Consider the following 11,938-nt stretch of genomic DNA (forward strand, 5'->3'; position numbering starts at 1 on the left):
ATAAAAGCATGTCTTTATACAATCCAGTTGTTTGGCAAGATGGAATGTTCATGAAGCCGCAGCACTTTCAGCAACTCGATCGTTCACAAAGTAAACTGTCGAGCATGCTGAGCGCAAATGCATCACCTTTGCATTGGGGCATTAAGCGCTTAGAGATTAACTCGCAACTACTGGCGTTGGGCAAAATTGGTATCACTCGCGCTGAAGGTATTCTTCAAGACAGAACACCATTTGAGCTGCCGCTGCTGGCTGAACTTCCAGAAGTGAAAGACGTTGATCCTTCGATTGCTGACAAAGTGGTTTACCTTTGTTGTCCGTTACCTTCTGAGCGCTCTGAACTATTCGGCACCAAGAAAGACGGCGCACGTTACACGCTGGAATCTCAAGAGGCGGTTGACGCTTGTTATGATTCAGAAGACATGGCAAATATCGTAGTCGGTAAGCTTAACTTCTGCTTGATGTATGACCATGAAGATAAGAGTGCTTACACATCAATTCCAATTCTGAAGATCTCAGAAGTGAAGCCAGACGGCAGTGTTATCTTGGATGAAAGCTTTATCCCGACTTGTATCGATATTCATGCCTCTACCGTGCTAAACAAGTTCGCAACCGAGTTTGCCTCTATGCTGAAACACCGTGCAGAATCCATCGTTCAGCGCTTAGGTGTGGTTGACCAGCAAGGCGTATCTTCAGTTTCTGATTTCATGCTGCTGCAAGCTCTAAACCGATACGAGCCGCTATTCTGGCACTTTGCGAGCGCAGAAGGGGTTCATCCTGAATCGTTTTATCGCATTCTTCTTCAAGCGGAAGGTGAGCTTTCGACTTTGTGTTCAGCATCTCGTCGACCAATCGAGTTCACCAAGTACAACCATGGCGACCTAACCAGCTGTCTATCGCGTACATTGGATAGTGCGAAGATGACACTAAGTGTGATGTCTGAGCAGCGTGCAATTCCACTGACGTTGAAAGACCAAAACTACGGTATTAGAACGGCAGCGATTCCAGACAGCAAGATCATCGATACCACAACCTTTATTCTTGCGGTTAAAGCTGATGTTACTTTGGATGTTCTACATACTCAGTTTGTTAGCCAAACGAAGATCGGTTCTATCGATAACATTCGTGACTTGATTAACCTTCAACTGCCGGGAATCGAGATTAAACCAATGCCAGTCGTACCTCGCGCATTGCCTTACCACGCAGGTTACACCTACTTCGAACTGGATAAGACTGGCGAAGAGTGGGCAGCACTGAAAAACACGGCTGCAATTGCGGTTCACGTAGCCGGCGACTTTGCTAACTTGTCGCTGCAACTATGGGCAGTTCGTCTATGAGTTACGCAGAAACTGACGTTACTGTAGTCTTATTCCAACCAGAGCCAGGCAAACCGATGGAGGTGATGCCAGCGCCTGACTTGTCTCGTAATATCGCGGTACAAGACCTAAACATCGAAAACATGGGCATCAACCCGTTGGTCGACCAGTTCTCATGGTTGATCGCCAGTTTGTCTTGTATGTCTTCGATTCCTTGGCTTGATGACCCAATGCCGTTTCGTGAACAAGTAGCTCGTGAGATAAGAAAAGGCGAGCGTAAGCTCAATGAAATGGAACTGGATCGCGCATCCATTTTGGTCATCCGCTACTGTTTGTGTGCTGCGATTGATGAGTCGGTCTGCCGACAAGAGTGGGGCGCTAACAGCCATTGGAGCCAGAACAGTTTGCTGTCAGAGTTCCACAATGAAACATCTGGCGGTGATAAGTTCTTCGTTATTCTCGAGCGATTAAAAGCAGACCCGCGCAAATACCGTCACGTTATCGAGTTTCTGTATTTGTTGCTTCAACTTGGCTTTCAGGGCAAATACGGCCGTGAAGAGCGCGGTAACGAAAAGCTAGCAGAAATCGGCAATACAATTTATCGCTTAGTACGTGATGAACGCTTAGCAGAGCAAGAGAAAGTCTCTCTCGTTAACCTTAAGGCCAAATACCTTAAGAAGCCGTTAAAAAGGGTGATTTCACCCAAACTGATTTTAGGCATCAGTGCGATTACCTTCGCAATCATGTATGCCGCGACTTACATCGTCATAGATTTAAAGTTTCAGCAATTACTTGAAGTGTATCGATAAACAGAAGATCTCGAAATGAGATCTTCTGCCGGTTTTAAGGTTTATTGTGAATGTCACTAGCGATTTAGTGAAATTCACTAGTCATTTAGAGGGATTGCAATATGCGATCTCTTTTATTATTCAATCAACAAAATTCAAATGGATTGGTTATGGGCGTAACAGTTGGTGCAAATGGACTTTCGATAGTTCATAAAGGCTCAGGTGGTGAAGCGAATGCAACGCTCCCAGATGTTTGTTTAACGAAGGTCGGCAAGCCGATCGTTCCTATCCCTTATGGCAACAATGCCAAATCAGCAGATCTTGCTGGTGGCACTACGACTATCTCTATGGATGGTGGCAACAGTGTCGCAATTAAAGGCAGTACGTTTTCAAAAAGTACCGGTGATGCGGGCGGCGATAAAAAAGGCGTCGCATCCGGCACGATAGAAGCCGAAGCAAAATTCATTTCAGCCTCACCAACGGTTAAGTTTGAAGGCAAGGGCGTATGTCGCCTGTCTGATCAAATGACCATGAACAAAGCCAACACTATGTGTTTGGGCGGCGCACAAAACCCATCGGTCTCTGTGACGGAAGAGCAGGAAGGGACGTACACGCTGGATATAGAGTGCCGCTATCCTGATGGAGAACCTCTTGCTAATGCGAAGTTTAAGGTTTTTGACGGGAATAATGCTGAAATAGGGAGTGGAGTACTTGATTCTAATGGGCGCAGTAGTGTGTCCTCTTTACCCCCAGGTGAATGCTATGTCGTCTACGAGGAAGATTCAAGAAAATATGAAGCTAAAACATCTCGTGGCTTAAATGGACATAAATATGAGTGGAGCGATGACGAGCTCTTTGCCCATTGTGCAAAAGAAAAACTCCCGTTTTGGGAGCCTAGAAGTGTCGACAGCGTCCGTAGTACTTGGGGTGTTTTTGACGAAAACTTAGGTTCAGATAAAGACTTTATCTCAATGTTAGCAACGGAAGTAAGAGCGCATTTTGAGTATGAGTTAACAGAGAAAGAAGCGAATGATATCTCGCAAAATATCGCGCTACTATTTGGCACAAACGATGATTATTCTGTAGTAGCAAACGAATTGATAGCTCAAGTCGCACCAATCATTGATAAAAACGGTGTAACGCTTAACTTATTACATTCCATACACGAAGATGAATCGCATAACAATATACTGGCTCTGTTGAGGCAGCAAGGTTACGGTGATTCAGAGAAGTATTTAAAAGAATTAAACTGGAATGACTGGACAAAGTTAGTCTCTGGGCAGCTTGACACCATACTGAGCAAAGTTGCTCAACGATTTGATGCTCTGTCAAAATACGCTTCGATGAAAGGGTATCAAGTTGCTTACGATACGTTGCAGGTTCAAGCAAAAAGTGCCAACGAAGTAAAAGCAAAACTACCAGATATCACCGCTTCAGGCATGGAGAAGCTGCAAGAGAAAAGTTCAAAACTGATTTCTAACGGTGCAAAGCCAAAAGTCGTGAATAACTTTTCTAATGGGCAAACGACTCAATCCGAAAAAGTATCCGATGTTGTACACGCAGAAAGAACACTACCAGTACCTTTTGCACTGGAGTTATGTTACAACGACAAAGAAAAAACACCAGTATCGAATGTACCTTATAGACTCACTTATAGTAGTGGTGAGGTCTTTGAAGGCCTACTTAATGGTAAAGGGGTAGCAAGTGTTTATGGGGTTCCTCAGCACGAAGTGCCGAAAATTGAGTTCGGTGACCCAGATAAAGCAGCCAAAGCCGAAGCGGATCGTCCGGCGCAGTTAGACGTGCTAAAAGAGGAAATCAAAAAGTATGCCGATTATCTTGTAAAAGAAACCATTGCTTACAACGCTACCCAACCAAGCCCTCAGAAAGAGTTACTTGAAGAGCTAAAGGCGCAAACTGAAGAAGAATTAAACGAACTTCGAGCGAGAAAAGCCGAGTTAGACAGTGCGTCGACGACAGAATACCTTTGGGAAATGGCTAAGTCATCAATCGAAGGGGTGGGAGATGGTGTAACAAACTATGTGCCTGACTTTGGAGAGATTGGCGATTACCTAGATGCTCTAGATATTGACCTCAGCGTATTAATTTATGCCATTACGACCGGTGATATCGATGAGCTAGAAGAAGCGTTGAAAAGGGTTGATCGAGGGGCTCTGTACTTACAAGAGGCGACTGAAGCAATGGAGCGGTTACTTCTTATCATTTCTGATCAGGAAATTAGAGAATATCTGCTAACTATTCCTCAGCTCTATTTGGAAGCGCTACCAGCAGATGAAGCGGTGAAATATAGTCTATCCCTAGCGACTCAAAAGGGAATTGATGGAGCAATAGTCATAGGCGGTACTGCGGCCGGTACTGCTGCTGGCGGTGTCGGTGGCCCCGCAATGGCTGTCTTATTGACAGGTGCAACGACAGCGAGATCGTCTGGGAAAGTCATAGAGCGTTTAGTAAAAGTTCTGAATGATGTGGTTGCAGGTAAGAAGCATTCGAAAAATAACCACAAAGAAAAACCCAAAGACGATGAAACAGAGCTAGATAAAATCTGCCCGATTTGTAGAGACTCTAAATGCAAAAACCGAAAAAGGTTGAAAAAAGGGAAAGGTCAGAATAAAAAAGGTGGATATTTGGATGCGATGGAAAAGGCTTATCGGAGCAAAGGTAAATCCTATCCCGAGGGACATGATTGGTATGTAGGAACAGGCTCGTTAGAAGTTCACCATGTTATCCCGCTAGAAGCAGTAAGCGACAAAACGTTCAAAAAGCTATTTGATAATTTTTCTTATGATATCAACCAAATACATAATTTAGTGGCTCTTCCTGGAATAATGGAGCTAGCTTGTGAGTTGGGAGTTCAGCGACATCAGGGAAATCACGCTCAAGGTATGGCACTCAATGAAAACAAAAGAGCTCTAAGTATACTTGAAAGCCATGAAAATAATGCTCGTCATGAAAATATAAAGAGCTTTAACAGAAAGTTATTCAAGAACAATAAAATTCAGGGCAATGATTTACGTTATCCTAAAGCAGCAAAAAGTCAGGTCCTTAAGCTAAAGCGTCAAATTGAAAGAGGTCTACTATGTGCTTATGCAGATAGTCAGGAAAAGGTTAACATGATGTTTGAGCGAGAAATGAAGAAACACAGCAAAAAAATACTTGGATTTATCCAAGATTTTACTTGGACGATTGCTTACGATGGACGCGATTATCGACAAGGGGGCCCCGGTTGTAGCAATGTTTCAACAATTAAGCAGAAGCGTCAAGGACTACAACGAGCTACATTCTGTGAAACTCGAGAGCATGGCTTCGGTTTAGGACGATTTAACGGTACATTACGTTTGGGAAAATAGATGAAATACGATAAGCAATATTATTTACTGTGTGAGTCTGGTCATGCAGGTTTTCATATGCTTGGGCAGGCTGAAGATTCTGATGAAGGGCTTGAGCACCTGATGGCTACACGTTCGTTAAAGCGGGAAGTAAAAGGTCTTGGCAAGGTGGAAGTGTGTGAGGGGAACAAAAAGAGCTTCTCCCCTTGCGATTATCATGAAATTGCAGAGCAAATGGTATCGGAAAAATTTAGACAAGTATTGTTACCATTTGAGCTACCGAGGGTCGATTTTTATCCAACAGAAGTGACTAACGGCGACAAAGTCTGGTCGAGTTACTTCATGATGCATATTTGGAATAACTATAGAGCTATACATCAAGGGCGTTCAGTCATTGATGGGACATATGTGAAAAATGACTTTTTCTTAGAATCCCTATCGCTAGATGAAACGGTTTTAGACAAAATCCCGTTTGAAGAGCGTTTGGTATTTACCTTAGATGAAGATCCTAAGTTTTTGTTCCATGAAACAGTGGTTGATGCTCTAAAAGCGGCAAATCTTACTGGGGTTGGTTTCATTAGGGTTGACCAGTGGGGACCTGCTGCAATGTTTAGTGATGATGACTTTGGCGATTTATAGTTTTTTTGCTGCTCTGAACATTGGTTTATCTGACAAAGTAGATGTACTTCTGTAGCAAAGAGCAATATTGGTTTTCCTCATCATCGAGAGATACAAAACTCAGATGGGTAAATAACATGAAATATTATCGAATGATGAGGGTGGGTTGTATTTATCTGAAGCTCTAGTTAATGCATTAATTAGCTTTAAACCAATAACGGTGATGCATAGACAGTTGAGCTTATGAGCTATTTTCCGGACAAGTCAAATATAATAAACCTTTTTCATTTAATACTAGATTTAATCTATAAATCATGTAAACACACCTTCTTAAGTGTTTTTTCCGAAGGTCGGCAAGCCGATCGTTCCTATCCCTTATGGCAATAATGCTAAATCAGCAGACCTTGCTGGTGGCACTACGACTATCTCTATGGATGGCGGCAGCAGTGTCGCGGTCAAAGGCAGTACCTTCTCAAAGAGTACCGGTGATGCGGGCGGTGATAAAAAAGGTGTCGCATCCGGCACCATAGAAGCCGAAGCAAAATTCATCTCAGCCTCACCAACGGTTAAGTTTGAAGGCAAGGGTGTATGTCGCCTGTCCGATCAAATGACCATGAACAAAGCCAACACTATGTGTTTGGGTGGCGCACAAAACCCATCGGTTTCTGTTACGGAAGCAGATGATGGAACATTTACCATAGACATTGATTATCGATACCCAGATGGAGACCCAGTATACAAAGCCGATTTCAAGATTATTGACAGTACTGGTACAGAACATGTTGGCACTTTAAGCGACAAAGGTAAGGGGACGATTACGGGCTTACCAGCAGGTTCTATCAGTTTATTCCTGGGTGAGGATAAGAGAGATATAGAGCCAATCCAAAAGCCGCAACCAAACAAGGATTATCTTGAACTGCCGGGGCCTTTGGACTTAGTAGAGTTTGCTGGACGTGGCTTGGTTGAATATTGGGATGCTGTTGAAATGCCGAGTGATTATAGTCAATGGGCTTGGGGAGCGATCATGGGGGACTTCAATCAAGATCGATCTGCTGGCCAAATTGCTTTTGATAGTGCTGTTACAGCTATACCATTCATCGATCAAATTGGGGACGGTCGAGACATTAGTGCCAACCTTTATGCTTTTTATAATGCAGACGACATAAGAGAAGATAAAGAAAAGTACACAGATCTCGTTATCACTCTAGTTGGCTTTATTCCCACCGCAGGTAGCTTGATAAAAGGGTTATTTAAGGAACTTAAAATCTTGGGCAAAGCCGCTGATTTAGATATGATTGCTGCTTTCCTTAGAGCCGGAGCAAAAGGTGATGTGGTCAAATGGATGCAAAGCCTTGATATGTCCGTCATCAAAAATGATATATATGGTCAACTAGATGATATTACTAAACAAGTAAAAACGTTAATGGATACACTTGAGCAAGAGAGCCGTAAAAGAGGGTATACTGTTGTTGCTGACGCCTATAAAAGGTGTGTGGAACAGCTAGATGACTTTTTTAAGAAAGCTGACGGACCAATATCTAAAGTCTTAAGCGATTTTGATGATAGGCTCAAGATGATCCTGCCTGAGGCACCTTTAGTTACATCAGGGACTTCCTTTAGCATTTCTGCAGGGACGGCTCAAGGAGGAGGCAAAGCTGAGGTAATTAAGACTCGTAATAAGACGAAAAAGAAGACTGATACGTGTCCGTTGTGTAATAAAAAGATTGGAAAAGGGAAGAAAGAGTGCGAAGGGGCGAAAGTCGGTAGTATCAGCAAAGCAGTTATGGACGATGGTTCCTCTCAAAAATTATGGAAAGAATTCGAAATACGAAATGGTTGGCGAGACAAGACAGAGCACCCTTGGTGGCACGGGGCGGGAGCAGTGCAGGCTCACCATCTTATTCCTAAAAATGCATTCAAACTAAAAAATGCAAAGAGTAAGCAAACTAAAGAAAAAATGATGTTTCTTAGACGAATTGCTCAGACGTGCGCTTACAACATCGACTTTTGGAAAAATGGTGTTGGCCTTCCTAATAAGAAAGAAACAGCGTGTTTTTTGAGGAAACCTCGACATGCAGGCGGTCACGATCGTAATGAATTTAACTACACGAACGAATGTGTAAAGCTTGTTCATGACAAGTTAAGCTCAGATATCAAGAAACGAACAAAAGAAGGTAGTTGTTCCAAGACAACAAACTCTTCGTTGATTATGAAGTTCAATGAATCAAGCAAAAATATTTTTGATAATATTGCTGACTTTATCTGGTTTATTACTCGTGATGGAAAAAACTATGATCCTAAAGTAGAACCTTACGTGGGCTGTAGTTCAAATTGCAAAAAAATACACCCGATTATTAATATAAACACTAAGCGACAAATTGAAAACTATGACTTAGAGATTGGAAAATAATGATTTCAGATATTAATGAAGAGTATTATGTACTTGTGTGTGGGGCTGGTAAAGTACCTTCTCCTTATGTTTCTTGTAGTAAAAGCCACTATTTGATTTTCCAAGAACCTATGTCACTTAAAATGCCAATCCGGATAGAGTCAGCAGCTGAAGCCCAAGAGAAAGTTCCATTAATCGAAGCTATGGCTGCCCCGAGTGATCCTGTACTTTCAGGTAGAATAACACAAGTCCTCAACTACTTTGACCTTTATAAAGTTCAATTGCTCCCAGCTATATATACCCACAATGATGATAGCGATCACTCTTATTCAGTCTTAGTTGTTGATAACGATATTGATGCTTACGATTTTGATAACGGCCTATATATTGAGCGTTTGGATGATGGTGAGGTTGGAAACCCAAGAAACTGTCGACTTGACTTCGAAAAACTCTCAAAAATCCCGTTAGAAAAACGTTATATTTTTAAAATACGGGGCATGATGGATTGTTTAGTCCACAAAACAATTGCCGAATCTCTAATCGCATTGAATGCAAGTGGACTTCACTTAGTTCCAGTATTGGAATGGGACATTGGTTTTGGAATGAAAATTTAATGGATAAATCAACGATGCATGGCTATGAGATTTTTCATCGTAGTAAATACTACCAAGAAAATAATCGCCTTATACAGGCAAATAAAGAGAGAATGATGGAGACTCAACCAGACTTAGTGGTAGATTTCTGTCAATGTCCACGTTTATTTTTTGCAGAGAAATACGCTGATATTCTCTCTGACATGGAACCTTTGGGGATAGAGCGAATTAAGAACCCGTACCGACCTCACCTAGATGCAGAAGTGCAGATTGACATAGGTGATGAAGAAGAACACGAGATAATTGACGATGTTGATTATGTACTCTTCCACGTATTTAACCGCTATGACGTATTAGATAATGAGGCTACTGTGTGGAATTGCGAAACTCCCTCTATTGGTGCTGTCGTATCCCCTGTATTGGATGAAAGTAAGTTCCATGCTATACCCCTTCAGCAGCGATTGATATTTAAACTCGATCAAGACCCCTCATTTATGTTCGTGCATGATAGTGTTGTTGATGCCATGCTCAATGCCAATATGCAAGATATCTGGGTTCGTTGGGCAGATTGATTTTGCCACTTCCAAATTCAGCGCCGAAAGGCGCTTTTTTTTGAGCACATAGCTTCAATTTATGTAATGTGTTGAGTATTTTGTAAGAGGAGACGCAAGCTGAACGCTTAGCCTTCTTTTTATTATTTGTTTAAGAAGCATGATGTGATGCCAATTAGTGAAGAATATTATGTGTTATCAAATGACTACTCAAAGGTGAATTTTGTAGTAAACATGGAAGATGAACGTGGATTTAGTTTGTTAATGGATAAAGCGATATCTACATCCATGCATGTTAACTTTGAATGTATTAGCTTAGAGAGTTTTAGCGCTATAGATGCTCCATTTGATGTTTCTGTCAACACGGAGATATTATTTGACCTGGATTTTCTTGAAGTGTTATCAGAATTAACACTATACAAAAATTCACTTGTTCCAGCTAAGATTAAAGATAAAGAGTTTGTTTATCTTCATTGTTATAATATTATTGATATAGAGGATGAAGTTAAGGGGGTTAACTTTGATCTATTATCAGAAATACCCATCGAGGAAAGGTTGGTATTTAAGCCCTCTTATGGGGCTATCGTTGTTTTTTTCATAAATCAATTATAGAAAAAAATCAACTCTGTTAAGAGTTTTTCATATTCAAAGCATCAAAAGGTTTCCGATTGGTCTGTTGAATGGGAAATGTCATAAATTATACAGAGCTTAAAGTTGATGACCTAGCTAGCTTGGATAATTATAAACTCCGACTTGTTAAAGTTGAACCGGATATATATATCCCAAACATACGGGCTAAGTGTCTTTATAAATGATTATGTCAAAGGGAAAATACGTCATGTTGACGCTCTGAAATTAACTGAGAGTGTTATATCAATCCGTTGTTTTAAACCAGATTGTTTTTTCTATAATATAATTATTTGTACTTACGATTGTTCTTAACCTGGTTTATGTTATAAAATTTGGAGCTTTCCACGTTTAAAATGCAAATAGCATACATAAATGAGAACTTTAACGAGGGTGAATCATTATTTACTTCCGTTGATAGTCGGTCATCTTTCTATGATGATAATGATTTCACTCCCACTTCTTGTAAAAGTGAGATTGTGTGGAAAGATGATGATATCTATGAAATTGAAGCATTAGATTTAATCAGAGGTGGAGCTTTTAATGTCAGTAAGCCCATTGCTGAACTAATTATGAGTTTCGATCCATACGGTGTTGAAGTTTATCCCGCAAAATTAACCTGTTCCGGAGACGGAGTGTTAACTGAGCGCTACATAATAGCAGTAGATAACTTAGTAGATGTCGTTGATTATGATAAAAGCATAAAAGTGACTGACGTAACTACCCGTTTTTACTTATCTGATGAAAAGATTAAGGAACTTCCGGATAGCAAGAGGCACGTTTTTAAACCTGTCGGAATGACAAAAACGTTCTTCTCAATCGAGTTGTTTGAAGCGCTTGTCCGTTTAGATGAGGAGGGTAAAATAAGTACTAGTATCGTTGCCTTTTCATTTGATACATCCGAAGAGACGCCCCGAGTCTAGTGTAAGTAGGTAAATAGAATAATGACTAACTACATAGTTTTATCTAAACAATCTTTGAGTGACTTCCCATTCCAGCAAAGCCCCAAGCCAATTGTGCCAGTAGAGCCAGATTTGCTTTTGGAAATGACCTTTTCTCCAAAGCTATTTATCATCAGTGATATTGCATCAGAAGTAGAGAAACTGGTTGTACACGGAGTAGAGTGGTTAGACGCTCGCGTGGATTGTTCTCCAAGCCAGCCATCTGATGATGAAATTAAAGTTTACGAAGATTATCGTATGCCTTACATCCATCAAACTTATAAATTGACGGATAAAGAAAAACAATACGGTAAGTTGAACTGGTTAGACATCGAGTCAACAGAGTTTGACTTCTCTAAACTAGATAATGTTCCTTTAGAAGAACGATTAATATTTAAGCTAGAAGAAGACTTTGGCTTCATTTTCATTCACCAAAGTGTGATTGACCTTCTTAAAAAAGACGTCAAAGACGTTTGGGTAAGGGATGTATAGAAAGTGCCGAAAGGCGCTTTTTCTTTTAATTACAATCCAATTACTATTCTTAATAGTTGATGTTATGTAGATAAAATTCGCAATGGGCTTGTGGGTAACTGTTCAATTGTGAATTCCTACCAATTTCACTTTTATCTGAAATATTGTCATCACAGCAGTCGGCTGAACAAGTGAAGTACCACTTATGGTTGCTGCAATTATTGCTTCTGCATTGGTCATGGTTATGACTGCTGAAAAGATCAATAACCTAGTTACCTGTTACCCTGGTTTCAAAACCTT

General features: G+C 40.9%; 10 protein-coding genes and 1 pseudogene. All 11 read left to right on the top strand.

Going from position 1 to position 11,938, the window contains the following annotated elements; translation table 11 throughout:
* Window positions 1–8 precede the first annotated feature (8 nt).
* Window positions 9–1,334, top strand: a complete 1,326-nt coding sequence (tssK, locus tag OU793_RS19125) for a type VI secretion system baseplate subunit TssK (protein WP_005480714.1) — start codon at window positions 9–11, stop codon at window positions 1,332–1,334.
* On the top strand, window positions 1,331–2,122 hold the full coding sequence (icmH, locus tag OU793_RS19130; protein WP_005449458.1) for a type IVB secretion system protein IcmH/DotU: 792 nt from the start codon (window positions 1,331–1,333) through the stop codon (window positions 2,120–2,122). The genes tssK and icmH overlap by 4 nt, the downstream gene beginning before the upstream one ends.
* Window positions 2,123–2,223: 101 nt before the next feature.
* Entirely contained in the window at window positions 2,224–5,469 is a 3,246-nt protein-coding gene (locus OU793_RS19135; RefSeq protein WP_236578017.1) for a PAAR-like domain-containing protein, read from the top strand.
* On the top strand, window positions 5,470–6,087 hold the full coding sequence (locus OU793_RS19140; RefSeq protein WP_025536768.1) for a hypothetical protein: 618 nt from the start codon (window positions 5,470–5,472) through the stop codon (window positions 6,085–6,087). It begins immediately after the preceding gene.
* 313 nt (window positions 6,088–6,400) lie between these two features.
* On the top strand, window positions 6,401–8,476 hold the full coding sequence (locus OU793_RS19145; protein WP_236578016.1) for a PAAR-like domain-containing protein: 2,076 nt from the start codon (window positions 6,401–6,403) through the stop codon (window positions 8,474–8,476).
* A complete protein-coding gene (locus OU793_RS19150; RefSeq protein WP_159404126.1) occupies window positions 8,476–9,069 on the top strand; it encodes a hypothetical protein in 594 nt (197 codons plus the stop codon). Before OU793_RS19145 ends, OU793_RS19150 begins: the two co-directional genes overlap by 1 nt.
* Window positions 9,069–9,620, top strand: a complete 552-nt coding sequence (locus OU793_RS19155; RefSeq protein WP_180793996.1) for a hypothetical protein — start codon at window positions 9,069–9,071, stop codon at window positions 9,618–9,620. Before OU793_RS19150 ends, OU793_RS19155 begins: the two co-directional genes overlap by 1 nt.
* 144 nt (window positions 9,621–9,764) lie before the next feature.
* Window positions 9,765–10,211, top strand: coding sequence for a hypothetical protein (locus OU793_RS19160; protein WP_229652933.1), 447 nt, complete (start codon window positions 9,765–9,767; stop codon window positions 10,209–10,211).
* Between the two features lie 494 nt (window positions 10,212–10,705).
* Window positions 10,706–11,149, top strand: coding sequence for a DUF1629 domain-containing protein (locus OU793_RS19165; protein WP_029799952.1), 444 nt, complete (start codon window positions 10,706–10,708; stop codon window positions 11,147–11,149).
* Between the two features lie 21 nt (window positions 11,150–11,170).
* Window positions 11,171–11,659: a hypothetical protein gene (locus OU793_RS19170; RefSeq protein WP_159404124.1), complete on the top strand. Its 489-nt coding sequence runs from the start codon at window positions 11,171–11,173 to the stop codon at window positions 11,657–11,659.
* 139 nt (window positions 11,660–11,798) lie between these two features.
* A pseudogene (locus OU793_RS19175) lies at window positions 11,799–11,938 on the top strand (TerC family protein); the annotation flags it as partial.

This window comes from Vibrio sp. VP6 (genome assembly GCF_028823755.1).
GTDB lineage: Bacteria > Pseudomonadota > Gammaproteobacteria > Enterobacterales > Vibrionaceae > Vibrio > Vibrio parahaemolyticus.